General features: G+C 66.9%; 15 protein-coding genes and 1 pseudogene. 8 read left to right on the forward strand and 8 right to left on the reverse strand.

The annotated features are described in order from the left end of the window. From glnA to Q0082_RS08575, 4 genes and pseudogenes are all read left to right on the forward strand, one after another. Positions 1–269: pseudogene (gene glnA, locus Q0082_RS08560) on the forward strand (glutamine synthetase); the annotation flags it as partial. A gap of 194 nt (positions 270–463) precedes the next feature. After that, the gene (locus Q0082_RS08565) at positions 464–946 is read left to right on the forward strand and encodes a CHAP domain-containing protein (RefSeq protein ID WP_298191551.1); all 483 of its coding nucleotides are present in this window, start codon (positions 464–466) and stop codon (positions 944–946) included. 50 nt (positions 947–996) lie between these two features. Continuing rightward, entirely contained in the window at positions 997–1,968 is a 972-nt protein-coding gene (locus Q0082_RS08570) for a cupin domain-containing protein (RefSeq protein WP_298191553.1), read from the forward strand. Beyond that, positions 1,965–2,699: a class I SAM-dependent methyltransferase gene (locus Q0082_RS08575; RefSeq protein WP_298191554.1), complete on the forward strand. Its 735-nt coding sequence runs from the start codon at positions 1,965–1,967 to the stop codon at positions 2,697–2,699. The genes Q0082_RS08570 and Q0082_RS08575 overlap by 4 nt, the downstream gene beginning before the upstream one ends. 7 nt (positions 2,700–2,706) lie before the next feature. On the opposite strand, the gene Q0082_RS08580 is transcribed toward Q0082_RS08575, so the two are convergent. Beyond that, complete coding sequence (locus Q0082_RS08580) at positions 2,707–4,998, reverse strand: EAL domain-containing protein (RefSeq protein WP_298191556.1); 2,292 nt, start codon at positions 4,996–4,998, stop codon at positions 2,707–2,709. Positions 4,999–5,237: 239 nt separating this feature from the next. Here Q0082_RS08580 and Q0082_RS08585 point away from each other — a divergent pair, with 239 nt between their 5' ends. After that, positions 5,238–6,662 (forward strand): aldehyde dehydrogenase family protein, encoded by a 1,425-nt coding sequence (locus Q0082_RS08585; RefSeq protein WP_298191558.1) that lies wholly within the window; start codon positions 5,238–5,240, stop codon positions 6,660–6,662. 70 nt (positions 6,663–6,732) lie between these two features. Here the strand turns inward: Q0082_RS08585 and Q0082_RS08590 are convergent, their stop codons facing one another. The 6 genes from Q0082_RS08590 to Q0082_RS08615 form a co-directional block, all read right to left on the reverse strand. Next, positions 6,733–7,365: a LysE family translocator gene (locus Q0082_RS08590; RefSeq protein ID WP_298191560.1), complete on the reverse strand. Its 633-nt coding sequence runs from the start codon at positions 7,363–7,365 to the stop codon at positions 6,733–6,735. Positions 7,366–7,467: 102 nt separating this feature from the next. Then, a complete protein-coding gene (locus Q0082_RS08595; RefSeq protein ID WP_298191562.1) occupies positions 7,468–11,724 on the reverse strand; it encodes a translocation/assembly module TamB domain-containing protein in 4,257 nt (1,418 codons plus the stop codon). Further along, complete coding sequence (locus Q0082_RS08600) at positions 11,724–13,865, reverse strand: BamA/TamA family outer membrane protein (RefSeq protein WP_298191563.1); 2,142 nt, start codon at positions 13,863–13,865, stop codon at positions 11,724–11,726. The genes Q0082_RS08595 and Q0082_RS08600 overlap by 1 nt, the downstream gene beginning before the upstream one ends. A gap of 49 nt (positions 13,866–13,914) precedes the next feature. After that, positions 13,915–14,766, reverse strand: a complete 852-nt coding sequence (locus Q0082_RS08605; protein WP_298191564.1) for an arginyltransferase — start codon at positions 14,764–14,766, stop codon at positions 13,915–13,917. Between the two features lie 201 nt (positions 14,767–14,967). Then, a complete protein-coding gene (locus tag Q0082_RS08610) occupies positions 14,968–16,218 on the reverse strand; it encodes a threonine ammonia-lyase (RefSeq protein ID WP_298191566.1) in 1,251 nt (416 codons plus the stop codon). 50 nt (positions 16,219–16,268) lie between these two features. Further along, positions 16,269–16,628, reverse strand: coding sequence for a hypothetical protein (locus Q0082_RS08615; RefSeq protein ID WP_298191568.1), 360 nt, complete (start codon positions 16,626–16,628; stop codon positions 16,269–16,271). 108 nt (positions 16,629–16,736) lie between these two features. Between Q0082_RS08615 and Q0082_RS08620 the strand changes: the two genes are divergently transcribed. From Q0082_RS08620 to Q0082_RS08630, 3 genes are read left to right on the forward strand one after another with little or no spacing between them, the layout of a single operon-like run. After that, complete coding sequence (locus Q0082_RS08620) at positions 16,737–17,657, forward strand: NAD(P)-dependent oxidoreductase (protein ID WP_298191570.1); 921 nt, start codon at positions 16,737–16,739, stop codon at positions 17,655–17,657. Continuing rightward, positions 17,657–19,366, forward strand: a complete 1,710-nt coding sequence (locus Q0082_RS08625) for an amidohydrolase (RefSeq protein ID WP_298191572.1) — start codon at positions 17,657–17,659, stop codon at positions 19,364–19,366. The genes Q0082_RS08620 and Q0082_RS08625 overlap by 1 nt, the downstream gene beginning before the upstream one ends. Positions 19,367–19,375: 9 nt before the next feature. Continuing rightward, the gene (locus tag Q0082_RS08630; protein ID WP_298191573.1) at positions 19,376–20,305 is read left to right on the forward strand and encodes a glutathione S-transferase family protein; all 930 of its coding nucleotides are present in this window, start codon (positions 19,376–19,378) and stop codon (positions 20,303–20,305) included. A gap of 165 nt (positions 20,306–20,470) precedes the next feature. On the opposite strand, the gene Q0082_RS08635 is transcribed toward Q0082_RS08630, so the two are convergent. Continuing rightward, positions 20,471–22,552, reverse strand: a complete 2,082-nt coding sequence (locus Q0082_RS08635) for an endo-1,4-beta-xylanase (protein WP_298191575.1) — start codon at positions 22,550–22,552, stop codon at positions 20,471–20,473. Between the last annotated feature and the right edge of the window lie 16 nt (positions 22,553–22,568).

Consider the following 22,568-nt stretch of genomic DNA (forward strand, 5'->3'; position numbering starts at 1 on the left):
ACGGGATCAAGAACAAGATCCACCCGGGCGAAGCCATGGACAAGAACCTCTACGATCTGCCGCCGGCCGAACTCGCCGAAGTGCCGACCGTCTGCGGTTCGCTCCGCGAAGCGCTCGATGCCCTTGCCGCCGACCACGACTTCCTGCTCCAGGGCGGCGTGTTCACCAAGGACCAGATCGAAGCCTACATCGAACTCAAGTGGCCCGAAGTGATGCGCTGGGAAACCACGCCCTCGGCGGTCGAGTTCGACATGTACTACAGCGCCTGATCTTCAGATCAGCGTTGCCAGAAAGGGGCGTCCGGGAAACCGGGCGCCTTTTTCTTTGGCCCGCAAGCCGGTCGTCCTGTGCTGTGATTTTTTCCACAGCTCCACATGGACTCGGGATGAACGGTGATTGCTGCAGGATGAACGGAAGGCTCGCGGACTCCTCGAATCGCCGCTGATCCTTAGAGATGCTGCACATGCACAAGAACGTGGTCGCAGCCCTTCTCGCCCTCCTTTCGATGTTCGCCCTGCCCTCGGCAGCGCAGGCCCGCCTGCAGTGCGTGACCTATGCGCGGCAGGTTTCCGAGGTGCAGATCAGCGGCAACGCGCGCGATTGGTGGGGCAATGCTGAAGGCCGCTACGCGCGTGGCCATGCGCCCAAGGTCGGTGCCGTGCTCGCTTTCGCCGGTACGCGTGCGATGCCTTATGGCCATGTCGCAGTGGTCCACAAGGTTGTCGATGATCGCCACATCCTGATTGATCACGCCAACTGGTCGCGCCCCGGCATGGTCGAACGCGGCGTGATGGCAGTGGATGTGTCTGCCGCCGGCGACTGGAGCGAAGTACGCGTCTGGTACGCACCGACTCGCTCGCTGGGCCTGCGCCCGAGCGCGGCCAAGGGCTTCATTTATCCGCGCACCGTCACTGCGAGCGCCGAGACGGCTGCCAGCGCCGGCTGATACCGTTTCCGGGTAGGCAAGCCCCTCCCGATTTGCCAACACCTGCGCTCATGTTCAAACCGCTTCTTGCCGCAGCCGCGCTGCTGTGGTGCTCTGCCGCTGCTGCCGAGCCCGTCGCCACCGATCCGATGCCACCCGCCGCGCGCGCGATCATCGATCACTATCACATGCAGAACATTCCCCACGAAGGGCCGTGGTTCCTGCAGACCTTCAAGAGTGACGACGTGATCGAAGGCGCGCTGGCCGAACGCTATCCCGGCAAGCGCTGGGCCTATACCGCGATCTACGCCGTGTTCACCCGCAGCGATTTCTCCGCAATGCACCGGCTCGCGACCGACGAGCTCTGGCACTTCTACGGCGGCAGCGCGGCGCAGATCCTGCTGCTCTATCCCGATGGGCGCGGCGAGGTGAAGCTCTGGGGCAGCGATGTCCTGAAGGGCGAGGAGCCGCAGATCATGGTCCCACGCGGCACCTGGATGGGCGCGCGGCCGATCGGCGATCCCAAGACGGCGTGGAGCTTCGGCGCGAACACGCTTTCCCCCGGCTTTGAATATGCTGACTACGAGCCCGGCTACCGCGACGAACTGGTCAAGCTCTATCCGAAGTTTGCGGCGCAGATCACCGAGTTGACGCGCGACGAATCCGCCCGCCGGCCGGCAAGCGCAACCCCGAAGCCCGCGCTAGTGCCGCCGATAGCGGTCGAGGAACTCGTCGGCCGCACCGCGCCGCAGCGCTCCGAGGCGATCAGTGTCGCCCGCTTCACGCTGCAGAAGGGCGCGGCGATGCCGATGATGGTGACGCGCGAAGGCCACGAAGTCATGGTCGTGAGCGCGGGCAAAGGCCGGGTGACGATCGGCGACAAGGCGCAGGACGTGACGCAAGGTTCGGTGGTCCTGCTGCCGCCTGGCGTACCGCACAGCATCGCGGCCGAAACGCGGCTCGAATTCACGGTCAGCGTTGCCCCGGCCTGGCAGGCCTCGGACGTCACCGTGCTGCCCGAAGCAGAGGGCAATCGGCCATGAGCGCCCAGCAGCAGCATTACGACGCGCTGCTCGCCGAGCTTTATAGCTGGATGGCGGGCAGGCCCTTTGCCGAGACAGTCGCTGAACAGGAAGCGCTGCTGCGCGATCTCGGTGTTATTGCACCAGGGCGCTGTCTCGATCTCGGGTGCGGCTCAGGCTATCAGGCGCTGGCACTGGCGCGGCTCGGGGCGAGTGAGGTCCATGCGCTCGATACCAGCACAAGGCTCCTCGCCGAGCTTGAGGGCTACGCTGCGGGCCATCCGGTCACCGGCCACCTCGCCGATATCACCGCGTTCGAGACTGCAGCTCCCGGCCCTTTCGACACGATCGTTTGCATGGGCGATACCCTTCCGCATCTTGCCAGCACCGCGGATGTCGAACGCATGCTGCGTGCCGCTGCCGCACACCTTGCGCTTGGAGGCTTGCTCGTCCTGTCCTGGCGCGACATGGTGCAGCCGCCGCAGGGGCTCGACCGCTTCATCCCCGTGCGGATGACCGACGATCGGATCATGCTCTGCTTCGTCGAGGATACGGACGAGGGTGTGATGGTGCACGATCTCGTGTTCGAGAAAGGCGCGGCGAACTGGACCTTGGCGAAAAGTGCCTATCCCAAGCTCAAGCTGCCGGAAGGCGACGTCCGCAGGGTTCTGGTCGATGCTGGACTGGTTGTCGGCGAGAGGAGATCAGTCCGAGGGATGACAGTGCTGACAGCACACAAGCCAGCAAGCTGATGCGCAATCAGGACGCCCGCCGCAGCAGCGCTTCGGCATCGCGCAGCGCAAGCAGGCTGCGCGCTTCGGGGGCGGGCAGTGCGGCCCAGAACAGGTAGCCCTGCACCAGTTCGCAGCCCGCCGCCTGCACCAGCAGGCGCTGCACTTCGGTCTCGACACCTTCGGCCACGACCTTCATGCGCAGCGTCTTGCCCAGCGTCACGATGGCGCAGAGGATCGAGTGGGCATCGCGGTCACGCTCGATGTTCGAGACGAACGAGCGGTCGATCTTGATCCGGTCGAACTGGAACGAGCGCAAGTACGAGAGCGAGGAATACCCGATTCCGAAATCGTCGAGTGCGACGCGGATGCCCATGCGGTTGAGTTCGCGCAGCACGCCGATCACATGCGCGCTGCGATCGAGCATGACGCCTTCGGTCACCTCGAACACCAGCCTCTGCGGGTCCATGCCGGTTTCTTCGAGCAGCCCCGCCAGCATCGGCAGGAAATCGCCCGCCATGATCTGCAGCGGCGAGAGATTTACCGAGATGTCGCAGTCCGGCCAGTCGCGGCACTCGGTGAAGACATGGCGCAGCACCCAGGTGCCGAGCGGGATCATCAGGCCGCCCTGTTCGGCGATCGGCACGAAGAGATCCGGGCGGATCTCGCCGCGCTCGGGATGGTTCCACCGCAGCAGCGCCTCGAAGCCCAGAATCACGCCGGTGCCGGTATCGACCACCGGCTGATAGGCGACAGAGAGCTCGCCGCGGCTGATCGCGAGGCGCAGCTCCATTTCCATTTCCCGGCGCAGTTTGACGCTGGCGTCCATATCCGGCGTGAAGCGGCGATAACGGCCCCGCCCGCGCTGCTTGGCGCGGTAGAGCGCGATATCCGCGCGGCGCAGCAGTTCGCCAGGATCCTCGCTCTGCTCCGGCCCCCAGCTGAGCCCGCAGCTGACCGAGACTTCGAGCGTGTTGCCCGAGATGATGAAGGGCTGGCGCATGAGCTGGATAATCTTGCTGCCGAGCCGGTCAGCCGCACGCGCGCCATCCTCGCTGGCGTGGAGCAGCACGAATTCATCGCCGCCGAAGCGCGCGAGAAAGGCCTCGCGCGGGAGCGCCCCGCGCAGGCGGTGGGCGACCTGGCGCACGAGTTCGTCACCGACGTGGTGGCCCATCGTGTCGTTGACCAGCTTGAAGCCGTCGATATCGATATAGGCAACAAACAGATTGCCCTGTGCCTCGCCCTCGATGAATTCGCTGAGGAGGCTGCGCAGGCGCTGCATGTAGTAGACACGGTTAGGCAGGCCGGTCATCGCATCGTGCAGCGCATTGTGCTGGGCCTGTGCCTCGCTCGCCTTGAGCTCGTTCGCCGTGATGCGCATGCGCCGAACGATCACCGCGCCGCCTGCGACCACACCGAGGAAAAACAGGATGAACGTGGCGAGCACCGGCGCGGTGCGCTGGACGATCTTCGGGCCGGGCACCTTCGCGGTCCACGTGATCCAGCCGATGTGATCGCCGAAGGCGGTGCTCAGCGGAACGGCGTTGGCCACGCCGATCCGCGCCTCGTCCGGCACGTAGCTGATATCGCGCAGCACGAGGTCGCTGCCCATCTTGTTAAGAATCGACCCATCGAGATAGCGCAGCGTGGCGACATAGTTGGGCTCGCGCCGCAGCAGGCTGTAATCATTATCGGGCACGATCGCGATGACCGAGAGGAAGGCCGGGCGGCCATGGCGCAACACCGGGGTTGCCGCCCAGCGGTTGAGCGGCTGGCCCGACGCAGCGACTGGCCAGTCGATATCCGCGAGTTTCTTCATCCCGGCGATCCGCCCGCCGAGCGGCACGTTGTGCTTGGCGCGCCCGATCATGTCCTCGACATGCCAGCGCACTTCCTGATAGCCGACATCGCTGGTCGGCCTTCCCTGCGCCCAGCCGTGGATCAGCGAGCCATCCGGGCGGACAAGGAACATCGCGTCGGTTTCGAGGTTGTTCCACACGAAATCGCCGAGGAAATGGTTCGCCCACGCCTCGTTGTCCGCCAGCACGGCATTGCGCATGGCATCGTCCCAGGTCAGCTGCACCTTCTGCGCGGCCACGATCGAACTGCCGAGCTGATCGAGATAGCGAGTGACCAACACCCGCTCGTCCTCGCGCGCGAGTTCATCGGCAATGCGGGTGGATCGGGAGAAAACGGCGACCAGCAGCGCGGACAGGGCAATCAGCGCAAGGAACGTCGCGAGCGCGATCCATCCGGTGCGCAGATTGCGCACCGACGATCGCACCCCGAGGCCGCGGCTGAAGTGATCCAGACCCATCGGATCACGCTTAAGCGGAGGAAGGAAAGAAACGGTTAGCGCCGGTTACGCAATGCGGAGGCTAGTGCTTCGAATCTGGTGCAATTCCGGCACCCTTGAAGGGTTAGCATGGCCTTTCCGGCCAATCGTTGCCAGCCGAGCGGGGGATGCGCCAAATCCGTTGCAATTGCGTACCGGACCCGCCATCGTCTCCGGGATCCGCAAACCTTTTGCCTATCCAACATCTCGGGAGAACAACGATGCGCGAGCATCTGCAGCACTACATCAACGGCGCGTGGACCCCCAGCGAGGGCGGCAAGCGCCATGAAGTCATCAATCCGGCAACCGAAGAGCCCTGCGCTGTCATCACGCTCGGCAGCCAGGCGGACGTCGACAAGGCCGTCGCCGCTGCCAAGGCCGCCTTCCCCGCTTTCGCCGCCACGCCAGTGGAAGAGCGCAAGGCGCTGCTCGAGCGCATTCTTGCCGAATACAAGAAGCGAATTCCCGATTTCGCTGCCGTGATCAGTGAGGAAATGGGCGCGCCGATCAGTTTCGCAGGCACCGCGCAGGTAGGCGCCGGCATCGGCTACATTCTTGGCACGCTCGAGGCGCTCGAAGGCTTCGAGTGGGAATCGCCTGTCCCCGGCGCCAACGCGCGCTTCGTGCATGAGCCGATCGGCGTCGTCGCGGCGATCACGCCGTGGAACTGGCCGCTCAACCAGATCTGCGCCAAGATCGCGCCATGCATCGCCGCAGGCAATACGATCGTGCTCAAGCCTTCAGAGGAATGCCCTTCCAACGCGGTGATCATCGCCGAAGTGATGGATGCTGCAGGCGTCCCTGCCGGCGTGTTCAACCTCGTTCAGGGTGACGGCCCGGGTGTCGGCGTGGCGCTCACGGTCCACCCCGATGTCGATATGGTGAGCTTCACCGGCTCGACCCGCGCCGGCATCCAGATCGCCAAGAACGCGGCCGACACGGTCAAGCGCGTGCATCAGGAACTGGGTGGCAAGTCGCCCAACCTCATCCTCGAGGATGCCGACTTTGCCGCGACGCTGCCCGGCACGCTGCAGGGCGTGGTCGCCAACACCGGCCAGAGCTGCATCGCCCCCACCCGCCTGCTCGTCCCCAAGGCGCGCAAGGAAGAGGCCGAGACGTTCGTGAAGAACTACTTCGCGGCGGTGAAGGTCGGCAGTCCCGAAGAGGAAGGCATGCACATCGGTCCGGTCGTCAACAAGGCGCAGTGGACCAAGATCCAGTCGCTGATCGATACATCGATCGACGAGGGCGCCTCGCTGCTCGAAGGCGGCCCGGGCCTGCCCGACAACGTCAACCGCGGCTACTACGTGCGCCCCACGGTGTTTTCGGACGTGACGCCGGACATGACGATCTTCCGCGAGGAAACCTTTGGCCCCGTTGCTACGATCACCACCTATGACGGCATCGAAGACGGCATCGAACTGGCGAACCGCACCGCCTACGGGCTTTCGGCGGTCGTGACCGGCGACGTCGAAACCGCCAAAGGTATCGTTGGCCGTCTGCGCGCAGGTCTCGTTGCGGTCAACCAGTGGGGCGGCGTCAAGGGCGGCGCCTTCGGCGGCTACAAGCAGTCGGGCAACGGCCGCGAAGGCGGTGTCTACGGCCTCAAGGACTTCATGGAACTGAAGACCATCGCGGGGGCGTAAGGCGATCCTCCACTGACGCCATTCAGGGCCCATCCCCGCCGGACTGCGGGGATGGGCCTTGTGCTGTCTACTAACGGCGAGCCTCGGCCGCCATCCTCACCGCGAGGCCGGCCAGCACTGTCGCCATCACCCAGCGCTGAACCACGGCGAAAGTCGGCCGCTCGGTCAGGAACGTGGCAATCGAAGCCGCCGAGATGGCAATCACGCCGTTGACCGCAACGCTGATCACGATTTGGACCGAGCCCAGCACCAGGGCCTGTGCCAGCACGCTGCCCCGCGCCGGATCGATGAACTGGGGCAGCAGCGAAAGGTACATGACCGCGATCTTGGGATTGAGCAGGTTGGTCAGAAATCCCATCGCAAAGAGCTTTGCGGGGCTGTCGACTGGGAGGTCCTTGACTTCGAACGGGGAGCGCCCGCCGGGACGAACGGCCTGCCAGGCAAGCCAGAGCAAGTAGGCCGCGCCAACGATGCGGATCGTATCGTAGGCATAAGGCACGGCCAGCAAGAGCGCAGTGATGCCGAATGCGGCGCAAAGCATGTAGAATACGAAGCCCAGCGCAACGCCCGCAAGCGAGATCAGCCCGGCCGCGCGGCCCTGACAGATCGAGCGCGAAATCAGATAGACCATATTGGGACCGGGGGTCAGCACCATGCCCAGCGCGATGGCGGCAAAGGCAAGCAGGCTGGCAAGCTGAGGCATGTTCCGTCCCTTTTGCGTGGGTCGAGCTGGAGTGCCGGTTAGCCGGACTTCCCTGCTTGCGTAAAGCAAGCCCACCTTGGCCTGACAACAGATCCGCTTGCGTCAGTAATCCTTGCTGGCCTTGAGGTTGATGCTCTCGTCGCCGATCGTCGAGATCGTGCCGAGCAGCACCAGCCAGCGCGTGACGCGGAACTCCGCCGAGGTCGCGCTGTAGCCACGGCCGTCGGTGATCAGTTCGACGAAGATACGGCGGCCGATGTACTTGCCGACGGCAATCGAGGTGCTGCGGCCGACCGACGCGTCGGCGCTGATGATGCGCAGCCGGTCGAGCCCGATGGCATTGCGCACCTTGTTGATCGGATCGAGCCCACCGCCGCTGCGGAAGGCAGCCAGCGCGGAGGCGAGCTGCACCGCCTCGGGCGCGGAAATCTGCGTTATCGAGCTGCCGAACAGCATGCGGCTGAGCAGTTCTTCCTCGGGCAACGCCGGGACCGAGCTGAACGCGATCTGCGGTTTCAGCGCCGAGCCGCTGATCGCGATCTTGGCGCTCACCCCGTTGGCATCGCCTTCGGCCACGATATCGAGCCGCGGATCGACCGGCACTTCGCCGACGAAGCGGATGCGCCCGCGGGTCAGGTCAAAGCGCCGCCCGGCGAATTCATAGCCGCCGCGCACCAGATCGGCGCTGCCGAAGATCTGCGGATTGGCGGTATCGCCGCGCAGCCGCACATCTGCGCCCCATTCGCTTTCCAGGCCGAGGCCGCGCACATCGATACGATCCGCGCCGGCGGCATCGATCAGGTACTTCCACGGCGTGTAGGCCGCGCGCGGCGGGGCAATATCGGCGCGCAGGTTGGTTTCGTGCGTGGTGATCGCGGGGAGCTGCTCGATCACGTTGGCACGGCCAAGGTTCCAGCGCGCGCGGTCGATATGGACGCGGCCGGCAATGGTGCCGCCAATGCCGTCCGAGATCAGCCGCAGCGGGCCGGTGACGGTGGCCGCCATGTCGTCGCGGTTGATCAGCAGCGCGTTGCTTGCGGCGAGGCGCAGATCGAGCCCGACGCCGTGGGTCGCGATGTTGGAGAGGTCGACCGTTCCGCTGCCGCTCACCGTGCCGCCGCCGGGGGTCGTGCCGCTGAAATGCGCAAGGCTGAGCCGGGCATCGGCAAAGCTGCCGAGCGCCTCGACCTCGCGCACGTCGGAGCCTGTGAGGTTCGACTGCACCCGCAACGCGCGCGTGGCGACCGCGCCGGTGATCACCGGATGATCGATCGAACCGGTCACGCTCGCCGCTGCACCCAGCGGACCGGTGAGGTCGAAGACTTCGATCGCCGCAAGCCGCCAGAGCGCTTCGGCCGGGCCGCTGTAGCGCAGCTGGGCCCTGAGGCTGCCGCCGCGCAGCCGCTCAAGCATGGTGCCGCCGCGCGGCAGATCGGACACCAGTGCCTGCACCCGCCCGCGCATCGCCCCGCCTTCGCGCGCCACGGCGCGGACCTGCAGTGCGGCGGGATCGAGTTCCGCCACCAGCGCGAGGTCCAGCGGCCGCGATGTGAGGACGAGACCCGAACGGGTGAGGCCCTTCACTTCGACCGCGGCATGGCCGGCGGGGGCGCCGAGATGGTCGTTCTCGTAATCGATCACGCCCGAGGCGAGCCCGCCGAGCCCGAGGTCGGGTAGCAGGATATCGAGCACCGAGAGCGGCATGCGCGAGAGCATGATCTTGAGCTTGGTCGCGCCGCCCAGCACGTGGCCGCTGGCGATCACGCTGCCCCGGCCGAAATCGATCTGCGTCGGCTCAAGCCGCCAGCCGGCTGCCATGCCGCCGCCAGCCTCGTCCGGCTCGCGCTCCAACACCGCGCGGCGCGGCATCGAGATCGCCCGGCCGGCATAGTCCCCCGCAACGAAAGCGACGATCTTGTCGGGCGAGAAGGCGGCGGTGCCCTGCAGCGCAAAGCTCGTGCCGCGCCGCCCGGCAAGCGAGGCGGTGACGCTGCCCGAGCCATTGACGAGCGCGGCGTCTGCCGCGAGGCGGCCAATGAACAGCTTGCCCGCGCTGATCCCTTCGGCCTTGAGCGAGGCCTGCAGCGTAGTGTCGCCGCCTTCGATGCGGCCCTCGGCAGTGATCTCTGCATTGCCGACCGCGATGGGACTGTTACCCCCGAAACGCGCGCCCTTGGCCGTGATCGCGGCTTTGAGTGACTGCCCGGCGCCATCGGGCGCGAGATCGATGGTGCCGCTGACCCCGCCCCCTGCGAGCGCAAGGCTGCCGGTCACGCCGGCCTTGGCGATCTCGACAGCGCCGGTGATCCGGGTCTGATAGACGGTGAACTGCTCGATCGCGAGCCGGACCGGCCCGTCCTTCGGCGCGATGAGCATGAACTTGCCGTTGAACGCGCCGAGGCGGGAATCGCCCTCGGTTTCGATACGGAAGCCATCACCTTCGGGCGCCAGCGCGAGGCGCACGTCCTTGAGGCTGGCGGCTGGCAGGGGATTGGCGAGCACGAGCGTGGCGCGTGGGCCATCCTTGGCAAGCGCGGCTTCAAACGTGAACGGCCCATATTCGAGGTGGCGGCCCTGCCCCGCGAGTGTCGTCACGCCACTCGCCTTTGTCCAGCTGCGCAGTGCCATGGTGAGCTTGGCCGAAGTCAGTTCGCCCCGCCGCACCAGCAGAGGTTGGCTGCCACCAAGAACAAGCGCCCCGCGCGCGCGAACGTTCCCACCGGTGAGGTTGGCAAGCGTGGCATTGTCGATCCGCGCCATTCGCCCCGCGCCATCCGCGCTGAGCAGCCACGCCTGCCCTGCCCCGAAGGTGAGCAGGATCCGCGCCTCGCCGTCCGCCAGCCCCAGATCGGGCAACGCGATGCCGCGCGCAGTGACCGGACCTGACAGCGCAAAGCGGCTGCGCGCAAGATCGCCATCAAGCGCGAGGCGCGCCGAGGCACCCTTGAGCACGAGATCAAGCCGGTCCGACATCAGCTTGCTGCCTGCCAGCACGAGATCGCCCGAGAGCCGCGCACCCGGCAAGCGCGGATCGACCATGGCCTGCCCGGTCTTCAGCCGCTGCGCCGTGAGCGCGAGCGGCAGGCGCAGGCGCTTGCCATCCCAATACGCCGTGCCGGCAGTGCGCAGCCCTTCGGCGAGCACCGGCCCGCTGGCGAGCCGCGCGGCGCGCAGATCGTGGATGATCGCAAGCGCGGTGAAGCGCCCGTCGACCGTCGCATCGAGGTGCGCGCCTTTCAGCTCGACCCCGGAGCCTGCGAGCAGCAGGTCCGGCCGGGCGAGCACGGCATGGACCTTCACCGCTTCGGCGCGGTTGTTCACGAGATCGAGCGCGCCCCGCGCTGTGGCGGTGAGCGCCGCGCCGCCCGCAAAGGCCTGACCGCGCAGCACGCCGCCGCCAGCCGTGCCCTCGGCCATGATCGAGACCTTCTCGCCGATCGCCCGGCGCAGCGCCGCGCCGAAGAGATCGCCGGGGAACACTTGCCCTGCCAGCTTGTAGTGGCCCGCGCGGTTTTCGAGCGCGAGCGCGGCGAGCTTGCGGCCGTTATCGGTCGCCGCGCCCCAGCCGTGCCATTCCTGGAAGGTGCCCTTCCCGCCCGCGCGCGCGGAAATGTCGCGCTTCACGCCGGAGAGCGCGGCGAGCAGGCCGTCCTTCGGCGCGTTGTAGATGAAGTCGAGCGCGAATTTGTTGCGATCAGGCTCGCTGTCGAGCCGCAGCCGCAGCCGGTCACGCCCGCCCAGCCGCCCGCCGAGGCTCACCAGCGCGCGGCCGCGGCGGATGTCGGTGCGGGCGGCGAAATCGATCCGCCGGCGCTCGCCCATGATGGAACGGTCGACGACAAGGTTTTCCGCCGCCAGTCTGTCGATGCGGATATCGAAATCGGGGAGGATCGGCTCGTTCGGATTGCCGGGCCTCAGGCGCGGCGCGCGCAGCAAGGTGCCGCGCTTCAGGACCAGCGAGCGGATATCGAGGCCCTTGAACAGGGCCGAACGCGGATCGAGCCCGAACCAGGCGAGCGGACGCCAATCGAGCGCGGCCTCGGGCACCACCATGAAGCGGCCTTCGGAATCGCTCAGCACCACTTCGTGCAGGCTCATCGCGCCAAACAGCGTGCCGTCAATGCGCCCGATGCGGATCTTGAGGCCCGATGCGGCCTCGATCGCGGCGATGCGGTCTGCCACGAAGCGGTGGCCGAGCGAGGAATCGAGCACGACGACCGCGCCGCCCATCGCGAGCAGGAACAGCATCGCTGCGAGGAAGAGCCCGCGCCCCCAGCCGAGCAGACGCCGCAAGCGGCCCTTGCGAAGGGCGGCTGACGGTGCGGGCGCGGTGTCCTCGGGCGGCGGGGTGCTGGCCATCAGAACGCTTGCCCCAGCGAAACGTAGACGCCGATACGGCTATCGCCCTTGGCGGGATTGATCGGCGTGCCAAGGTCGATGCGGATCGGGCCGAAGCTGGTCTGATAGCGCACGCCAAGCCCGACGCCGACCTTGAGGCCATTGATCGTGGGCGAAGCCGTGGTGCCTACGGTGCCCGCGTCGACGAAGGGCACTACGCTCACCGCGCCGCCCATCAGCCCGGTCTTGACGCGCGCTTCGAGCGAGAACTCGGACAGGCTGCGCCCGCCGCTGGGATTGCCGAGCGCATCGCGCGGGCCCACCGCCTGATAGGCAAAGCCGCGCACCGAGGCACCGCCGCCGGCATAGAAGCGCCGCGAAGGCGCGATGCTGTTCACGTCAACGCCCGGAATCGTGCCCAGCCGCACGCGCTCCGCGATAACCACGCGGCTGCTGATGGGCTGGTATGCGCTCGCATCGAACTGCGCGCGCACATAGCTGGAGCGCATGCCGTTCTGGACCGAGATTTCCGGGCTGAGCCGCAGCGAGACACGCACGCCGCGGCTCGGATCAAGCAGATCGTTGCTGCCATCATAAGCCCCGCGCAGGGGCAGCGCGCCGATGAAGTAGGTGGTGCGGGTGGAACCGGCTGCAGCGGGGAGTTCGCTCGTCGCCAGCAGTTCGACACCGGCGGACCACACCCAGGCCTTTTGGAAAATCAGCGTCGTCTGCTTCTCGAACGTGGTCGAGAAGGAGAGCGTGCGCGCCTGATACGCATCCGTACGCCGGGTCTGCGCATAAAGATCGGCGGTCAGCACCTGATCGCGGCCGAAGAAGTTGTTGCGCCGATAGGTCGCGCCCGCCAGCTGCTCGCGCGTGCCGACCACGCCGCGGAAGCGAACGAGGCCTTCGGGCGGGAACATGTTGCGGTTTTCCCAGCTTGCCTCGACGCGCAGGCCCTCGCCGCTCGAGTAACCGATCAGCCCGGCGATCGTGCGCTGCGGCGCCTTGGCCAAGGTCACGTCGATATCGGCCACGCCCGGCTGCGGATCTGCCGCCGGCGTAACCTCGCGCGGGGTGACGGTCACCGCCGAGACAAGCCCCGTCGCGAGGATCGCCTGCCTCAGATCATCGACTCGCGACTTGCGGAAGGGATCGCCGGGCCGGAAGCGGGCAATCCGCGCGAGATGGCGCGAGGAGAGATAATCGGGCAGCGAGCTGTGGATCGCGCCTATCACATACTGGCCGCCGCTCGTGACCGGCACGCTGAGATCGCCGGTGCTGGTCGCGTGATCGATCGAGAGATCGGGCTCGCCGACCTTGGCAAAGGCATGGCCGCCCTCGCCCAGCGCGGTGATGAGATGATCGCGTTCGGCGATGATGCGGTCGGAATTGATCGGGTCGCCCGGCGCCAGCGCGAAAGCGCGCGTGAGCGCGGCTGCATCGCGGGCCGCCGTAATATCGCCAAGGCTGATGTGCGCAAAGGTGTAGCGCGGCCCCGGGCGCACATCGAAGCGTACGCCGACTTTCTTGAGATCGATGGCGGGGCCCGGACCGCTGCCTTCGGCCGGCGCAGCATAGCCAGTCGTGCTCTGGAAAACCTCGGCATCGTAGTACCCGTAGACCCTGAGTACCTGCTGGAGCAGTTCGGTATCCTGCCGCGCGCGCCGGGTCAGCTGCGCGAGATTGTCCTCCTCGTTGCCGAACTTGCGGAGCGCCGCCAGCGCGCCGAACCGTTCGGTGACGGCCTCGCGCTCGGGAAGGGTCTCGATCTCCGGCGGAAACGCAAGCGCAAGTTGCGGCGTGATCGAGATCAGGCTCCCGCCCGGGATCTGTCCGATGCCGCGTCCGCTGCCCGGATCGGCATCGGTGGCGAGCGCCTCACCTGCGGCCTTGGCCTGCTCGGCCGCCTCGCCGATATCGGGATCGGGGGTAAGCGGCGTGATGGCCGGGAGTTCGGCCGCATCGGGCCAGGCCAGCGTGATCGCGGGAATGCCGGTGAGCGGCGCGATTGCGTCGGGCGAAAGCAGCGTCGCGGGATCGGGCACGGCCACCTTGGCCGCTTCGGTCTCGTTGGCCCAGGCCTTGGGATCATCCATCGCGGAATCGGGGATCAGGTCTTCGAGTGCCTGATCCGCCTCACGCGATTGGGCGTGCGCCAATTGCGGCAGAAGGACGAGTAAAGCCGCCGGCAGCAGGGCCAGCAGGACGTCAGCTGTGGCGGTATTGCGCCTGCGCCGCGGCAAGCCCGTCCTTGCCGGTATCGTCCGCGATTCGCCGGTCCGCTCCCCTTGCGGTCGCAGCGCGGTCGATCGCGCGGGCCTGCTCATCGGGGTCAAAGCGTTCCCATCCTTCGCGGCCCAGCCGTTCGAGCGGCCGGTAGCGGACCTTGTACTGCATCCGCGCCGATCCTTCGACCCAATATCCAAGGTAGACATAGGGAAGACCGATGCGGGCGGCATGGAGGATGTGGTCCAGAATGATGAAGTTGCCAAGCCCCCGCCGCTCGGCATGATCGGGTTCGTAGAAGCTGTAGATCATCGACAGCCCATCACCCTGACGGTCGGTCAGGCAGGCGCCGACGAGCTTGCCGGGCTTCCCGTCAACGCCAGGCTCGCGATATTCGATCACGAAGCTCTGGACCGGGGTGTGCTCGACCATGTCGGCGAAATCCATCTCGTCCATCGAGGCCATGCCGCCACCGGGATGGCGAGCCGCCAAATAACGCTGCAGCAGCTCGAATTGTTCCGGCGTGGACCACGGCTTGCAGGCAGTGACGACGAGATCGCTGTTGCGCTTGAGGTTCTTGCGCTGGGTGGCGGACGGAACGAATTCGCCCGCGACCACGCGCACCGAGATGCAGGCCGAGCAATCGATGCAGCTCGGCCGATAGGCCACCGTCTGGCTGCGGCGAAAGCCGATGCGGCCCAGCGCGTCGTTGAGCTCGTCGGCGTTGGGGCCCTTGAGCTCCGTGAACACCTTCCGCTCCGTCTTGCCCGGCAAATAAGGGCAAGGGCTCGGGCTGGTCACGAAGAAGCGGGGAAAGCGGACGGGCGCAGTCACGGCCGGGGCGGTATCCTCTGTCGCGCTGCCAGACCATCTGGTCGCGCTGACAAGGGCAACATGCCTTACCCGAGCGATTGGTGAAAGAGCGATTAACCAACAAAGGTAGTTAATCGGCAGGGAATTCGCGCGCGCGGCGCAGGCAAGCCTCCCACCGTGCCGAAACGGGATGCGGCTGACCGCAAACGTGACGAAAGAGGCTTAACCCAGCTCCACCTGCTGCACGTCATAGCCCTTGGCACGCAGGCTCGCGACAAGCAGATCGATCTGCTCGCGGTCGCGCGCCTCGCATTCGATCTCGGCCGTAAGCCCCTTGGCGGGCAGCGAGGTAAAGATGCGGTTGTGCCAGACTTCCAGAATGTTGACCTGGTGGCGGTTGAAGTCCTCCACCACCTTGAACAGCGCACCCGGCCGGTCCTGCAGGGTGAGCCTTAGGCGGGCAAGGCGCCCCGAGCGGGCAAGGTCGCGCAGCAGCACGTTGGCAAGCAGACGCGTGTCGATATTGCCGCCGCACAGCACGAGGCCGATCTTGCGTCCGGCAAAGCGCTTGCGGTGCGTCATCACCGCGGCCAGGCCAGCTGCGCCGGCGCCTTCAACCACGGTCTTCTCGATCTGCAGCAGCAGCGCGACGGCGGTTTCCAGCGCTGGTTCGCTCACCAGCACGATATCGTCGGCAATCTTCTTGAGCACGGCCGAAGTGAACGTACCCGGCTCTTTCACCGCGATGCCTTCGGCGATGGTATCGCCGCCGCAGGGCAGGTCCAGGCCCTTGAGCTTGGCATACATCGAAGGGAACAGCGTGGCCTGCACGCCGACCAGCCCGATCGAGGGCTTGAGCCCGCGCGCGGCAGTGCCCATGCCGCTGAACAGTCCGCCACCGCCGATGGGGATGACAAGGGTCTCCAATTCCGGCACGTCCTCGAGCATTTCGAGCGCCACGGTGCCCTGTCCGGCCGCCACGTGCGGGTCATCGAAGGGATGGACGAAGGTCATGCCGCGCTCGGCCTCGAGCAGGCGGGCATGGGCATAGGCCTCGTCGAACGTCTCGCCTTCGAGCACGACCGTCCCGCCGACGCTTTCGGTCTGCATGATCTTCACGGTCGGCGTGGTGCGCGGCATCACGATGGTGACGGGCATGCCGAGCCGCGTACCATGATACGAAAGCCCCTGCGCATGGTTGCCTGCCGAGGCCGCGATCACGCCGCGCGCGCGCTGCTCATCCGAAAGCTGAAGCAGCGCATTGAGCGCGCCGCGCTCCTTGTAGGCAGCGGTGAATTGCAGGTTCTCGAACTTGAGCCAGATTTCCGCGCCGGTAATCTCGCTGAGCGTCTTGCTGTGGAGCGTGGGCGTGCGGACGACCTGCCCGGCAATTCGCGCGGCGGCCGCGCGCACATCGTCAAGGGTCAGTAGCGGGGCGCCGGTAGTAGGGGCGGTTCTGGTGGTCGTGCTCATTGGCTAAGGCCCCTAGTCGAAACCTGCCCTCAAGGGAACCTTCGTCACGCTCAGCGCGCGCCGCGCGGCAATTTCATTGCGTGAAGCAGCACGAGGACCGCAACGATCGCGATCGTATCCGCGATCCAGTCGCGGATATCGCAATCGCGGTGGAGCGCGGGGATGGCCTGCAGAACCTCGACCAGCGCGCCAAGGAAGGAGAGCCGCTCGGCGAGGTGCGCCTTCGGGAACCGGGGAAACGCGAAGGCACCGAGGAAGGCAAGCGTGCCGAACGCGAACATGTGCTGCGCCTTGTCGCTCAGCGCGCGCAGTTCAGGCGGATGGGGCAGCAGGGCCAGCGTCACCGCACCGGCGAGGCAGAGCCAAAAGGCCGCGGCGGCGGTGCCGGCGATTCTGTTGCGTTGCAGCATGAGGCGAGGAGCTAGACCCGCCACCTGCCGCAGCACAAGCGGCAAATGCATCCGCGCCCGCGCGATGGGGGCTGGCAGCGCGCGGCAAAGTGGCTAGAACCTGCGGCCATGACAGACGCATCGACCACTCCCCAATCCTCTGGGCTCAACGTATCCTTCCTTGGCCTTGGCGTGATGGGCGGGGCCATGGCCCGCCACCTCGGCACCGCGGGCCATACCCTCACCATATACAACCGCACGCTGGCCCGAGCCGAGGCGTGGCAGGCAGCGCATCCGGGGCTTGCCGCGCGCGTCGCGGCGAGCCCGGCAGAGGCGGCCGAAGGGGCGGACGTGGTGATCACCTGCGTCGGCAACGACGATGATCTTTCGGACGTCGTGCTGAGCCCGACCGGCGTGTTCAGCGCACTGAAGCGGGGTGCATTGTTCATCGATCATACCACCGTTTCGGCGCGGATTGCCCGCCAGATCGCGGTCGAGGGCCGCGACAAGGAACTGCTTTGCGTCGATGCGCCGGTCACCGGCGGGCAATCGGGTGCGGAAGCGGGGACGCTTTCAATCATGTGTGGCGGCAGCGAGAAGGCCGTCGATGCGGCGCGGCCGGTGCTGGCCGCCTATGCCAAGCGCGTGGTCCATGTCGGCAAGCCCGGCGCCGGGCAGACCGCCAAGATGGCCAACCAGATGTGCATCGCAGGCGCCATCGCGGGCCTTTCAGAGGCGATCCGCTTTGCGCAGGCGGCGCGGCTCGATCTCGACAAGGTGTTCGAGGCGATATCGGGCGGCGCCGCGCAATCCTGGCAGATGGACAACCGTTGGCACACGATGGCCAAGGACGAGTTCGATTTTGGCTTCGCGATCGACTGGATGCGCAAGGACCTCGGCCTCGCCATCGAGGAAGCGCGCAGCGTGGGCGCGAGCGTGCCCACCACGGCGCTGATCGACCAGTTCTACGCTGATGTGCAGGCATTGGGCGGCGGCCGGCAGGATACCAGTGCACTCATTCGCCGCTTGCCGCGCCGGGGGAATGCGTGATGGCGCGCCTCGGCCCCGGCCTCGCGGCGCTCGCGATCTGTCTCGCCACCCCCGCCTACGCCGACACCCTGATCGACAACGTGCAGGGCCAGACCATCGGCGCGGATGGCCATGTCGAGCGGTTCAAGGCCATGCTGATGGACGATGCCGGCGTGGTGAAGGCGCTGATCCACGAAGGCGAGAAGACGCCGAAGAAGGGCTTCCAGTACCGCGTGGACGGCAAGGGACGGATCATGCTGCCGGGCCTGATCGACGCGCATGTCCATGTGATGAGCACCGGCTTTGCCGCGCTGACGCTCGATCTTTCCGAAACCAATAGCCTCGGCGAAGCGCTGGAGAAGATCGCCGCTTACGCCAAAGCGCATCCGGACCGGCCATGGCTGATCGGGCGCGGATGGAATCAGGAGCGCTGGAAGCTGGGCCGCTTCCCCACTGCCGCCGAACTTGACAGCGTGGTGAGCGACCGCCCCGTCTGGCTCGAGCGCGCGGATGGACATGCGGGCTGGGGCAACACCGCCGCGCTGAAGGCGGGTGGTGTGACAGCGGCGACGCAGAACCCCTCGGGCGGCGAGGTCATCCGCCTGGCCGATGGCAGCCCGGCGGGCGTGCTGGTCGACAACGCCTCGAACATCGTCGCCGCCAAGGTGCCGCCGCCAACCGCGCGCGATTACGACGCCGCCTTTGCTCTTGCCCAACGCGATTTCTACCGGCGCGGCCTGACCGCCGTGGCCGACATGGGCACTGAAATGGCGGACTGGCAGGCCTTCCGTCGTGCCGGAGACGCCAACACGCTCTACGTCCGCATCATGGCCTATGGTTCGGGCATCGACAGCACGGTGCAGATTGGCGGCCCGGGCCCCTCACCCTGGCTCTATGCCGACCGGCTGCGGCTCAATGGCGTGAAGCTCTACATGGACGGCGCGCTGGGCTCGCGCGGGGCGTGGCTCAAGGCGCCTTATCACGACAAGCCCGACACGCGCGGCCTCCCGCGCCTCACCCAGACGCAGCTCGGTAACCTGATGAGCCGCGCGGCGATGGACAACTTCCAGATCGCCGTCCACGCCATCGGCGATGAAGCCAACGCCGTCCTTCTGGGCGCGATGGAAGACCTTTCGCAGACCTACAAGGGTGATCGCCGCTGGCGCATCGAACACGCGCAGGTGATCGACCCGGCCGATTGGCCGATTGCCGAGCGCGTGGCGAAGTCGGTCGGGCTGATCGCTTCGATGCAGCCCGTGCACCAGACCTCGGACCGCCTGATGGCCGAAGCCCGCCTCGGGCCGGAACGGCTTGCAGGCGCCTATGCCTGGGCCTCGGCCAAGGCACATGGCGCCGTGCTGGCGTTCGGGTCGGACAGCCCGGTCGAACTCCCCGATCCGTGGACCGGCTTTGCCGCCGCGATCAGCCGCGTCGATGAAGGCGGACAGCCGGCAGGCGGCTGGCAGCCGCAGGAGCGTGTCGGCCGCGAGACCGCGCTCGCCGGCTACACTGCTGATGCGGCCTATGCAGGCTTCGCCGAAAAGCATTTCGGCCGGCTCGCGCCGGGGCTGCGCGCCGATTTCATCTTCGTCGATACCGATCCGATGACCGCCACCCCCGAAGCGATCCGCAAGACCAAGGTGCTTGAGACCTGGGTGGGGGGCGGCAAGGTGTGGGATACGGCGACGCCCGAAGGCGGCGCCGCCGGTGCCGAGCCGGTGAAGAAATAGGGAGGCAAGATGATGGCCGAGCTGATCCTGCACCATTATCCGGAATCGCCATTCTCGGAGAAGGTGCGTGCGATTTTCGGCGCCAAAGGCCTTGCATGGCGCTCGCTGCAGGTCCCGATGGTCATGCCGCGCCCCGCGACGATTGCGCTCACGGGCGGCTATCGTCGCATTCCGGTGCTGCAAGTGGGCGCGGATGTCTATTGTGACACGGCACTGATCGCCGAGTATCTTGACGACAAGGGCACCGGCCCCACGCTCTATACAGCGGGGCAGGTGCTCGCCGCGCAGACGCTGGCGCGCTGGGTCGATACCGAGCTGTTCTGGGCTGCCGTAACCTTGCGCTTCCTGCCCGAGAACATGGGCAGCTTCTTCACCGATCCGGGGGCTGCGCAAGCTTTCGCAGAAGACCGCGCCAACTTCGCCGCTGGCGCGCAGGTGCGCCGCCCGCCGGTGGACGAGGCACAGGCCCGCTATGCCCGGTTCCTTGCCGAGATGGAGGCCCAGCTTAGCGATGGCCGCCCCTACCTGTTCGGCGCGGATCCGAGCATTGCCGACTTCGCGGTCTACCACATGCTGTGGTTCATCCACGCCGGCGGCGGCATGGCCGATTGGCTCGCCGCCCGGCACCATGCCGCCGGCTGGATGGAGCGGATGCGCGCCTTCGCGCAGCACTCCGGTGCGCCAATTTCGCCCGATGAAGCCCTCTCCGTGGCCCGCGAGGCCGAACCGCTCGCCATCGAACAGTTGAGCGACATCCCCGACCTTCCACCCGGCACCGAAGTGAACGTCGCGCCGGTGGATTACGGCGTGATGCCGAGCCACGGCACTCTGCTGCGCTGCGACACCCACACCATCGTGATCCGCCGCGACCATGCGCTGACCGGCGCGGTGAACGTGCACTTCCCGCGCCACGGCTTTGGCGTGACGCGGGGGGATTGAGCTCGCCCGTTAGAGCACTTTCCGACCAATCTGGCTCACCGTGATTGGTCGGAATGTGCTTTAAGGTGCCGTCACGAGCACCGGCGCTTCCGTGAGGTCCAGCGTGAAGCCGGCCACAGGGCTCGTCGCACCGTCGAGATCGGTCACTGTCCCGCCGCGACAGGCCTAGGGCAGGGTGAAGCGCGCCGAGCCCGACGGGTTCCACAGGACCAGCCCACGCTTGCCGCCCGGCAGATCGAGCGTGATCCGCCAGGAGCCCGCTGCATCGATCCGCGTGCCAGATAGCGCTGCGCCGAGCAGCCAGCCGCGCACGGTGAAGAACGCCTTGGCCGCCGGGGTCTGTTCGCGCGGATCGCCTTGCGGCACGGTGCCCACGGCATAGGGCGTATCGGGTCCCCAACCGTACCAGCCAAAATGCGATGCGCCGAACGCGAGGTCGACGAGATACTTGCGCGCCATGTAAGTGCGCGCCTTGGCGGGCAGTGTGGTGCCATCGCCGCTGCCGCCTTCGGTATCCCACAGCGGCTTGCCCGCCGGATTGCGGCGCGCCAGCACCAGCCGTACGTTGGCAAGCTGGCGCGCGGCTTCCTCGGGCGGTGTCGCATAGACGTGATAGCCGATGATGTCCGCATAGCTTGCGGCGCCGGCAGCAAGGTACTGCTCGAGATAACCCGGTGTGTAAGGGGGCGCGGTGACGATTCTGGCGGCGGGATCGATCTTGCGGATCACCTCGCTGGCGGTGCGGGTCAGCTCCATCAACTGGTCGAGCGTGCCGGCGTAGAAGGTCTTGTCGTTGGGCTCGTTCCAGATCTCATAGAACTGGATGCGACCCTTGTAGCGCGTCGCCACCTTGGTGACGTAGTTGATCCAGTCAGCGATGTTCTTTGGTGGGGCGGCAGCGCCCGCACCGTTGTAGGTCAGCCATGCGGGATCAGACGAAGCCCAGGTTGGCGACTGGCCCAGCGTGAGCATAACGGCCTGCCCCGGCTGGCGTGCCGCCATCCAGCGATCAAGCTGGGCCCACTGCCACTGGCCGGGCACGGGTTCGAGCACGGCCCAGGTCGTGCCGCTATCCCACAAGCGCAGCAGGCCAAAGCCCGGCGGCGGGAAACGAACTCCTGGCGGCACCGGCTTGCCCGCGTCCGTGGTGAAGGTGACGTCCGCGACGCTATAGCTACCGGGCTGGTCCGCGCCGAACATAAGATCGATCCGTCCACTTGGGCCGACTTTGCCGGTCACGCTGTAGCGTTTCCAGCCGCCGTCGAGATCGGTGATCGTGCGGCTTGCATGCGCGTTGTAGGGATCGTCGGCATTGCGGATCAGCATCTCGACCGCGAGGCCCAGCGTGCCGCGCAGCAGCGCTGTGAAGGTGTAGCTTCGGCCCGCCACCACCCGCACGCCCTGCCGCAGCTGCTGGCGCCCGCTGGTGACGCGCTCGATCGTGACGCCCTGCCCCGCGCCGCCGCCCGGTACCGGTGTCGGATCGGACGCATAGCGGACGGCTACGTCGGCCCATTCCGAATTGTCGTCCCAATCGTGCGCGATCTCGCCGCTGATCGCCGCCCCTTCTGCCCCGGCGCTACGCCGCGGTGGGGCAAAGGTGGGATTGCGCAGCCGGTTGAACTGGAAGTTGGAGACATGAATGCCGAAGAAGCTCTGTGCAATCGGCCCGAATGCCGCGATCGGCGCAGGCTTGCCGGGGCGCGTGGTCAGCCGCACATCGTCGATGCAGATGCGGCCCGGGGCGTTGAGACTGATGACGACCGCGGCCTGCTCGTCCGCCGTGACATAGCCCTGCGCCAGCACGCGCTGCCATTTCGGGCCGACTGCCAGCGCCGTTCCCGCGATCTGCGCATAGCCAGGCGGGCCGCCCTGCACGGCAAGATTGGCGACCGCACCCGGCTCGCCGCGCAACCATGCGGTGAGGGTCACGACCGTGCCGGCCTTGAGCGCGGCGCCCTGGATCAGCTGGAGATTGCCATCACGCACCGCGCTGACGGTGATCGCCTGACAGGCGCTGCCCGAATGCGGATTGGTGGTTTCGCGGCTGTAGAGCGTGGTCGTGTCACCATAGCCGCTGTTGTGATCCCAACCCGGCGCAGTCTCCCCGCTGACGGGGCCGCCGGTGGGCAGCGCGACATAGGTACCCTCGAAGCCGGGATTGGCGAGGGGCACGAGCGTTTCGGCAGCCAGTGCCGGAGCGGGCAGCAGCAACACGGCGGCAAGCAGGCAGCGAAGCATGGCCATCCCCCCTCGGCGCATC

Origin of the sequence: Novosphingobium sp. (assembly GCF_027489515.1) — a bacterium.
Taxonomy (GTDB): Bacteria; Pseudomonadota; Alphaproteobacteria; order Sphingomonadales; family Sphingomonadaceae; genus Novosphingobium.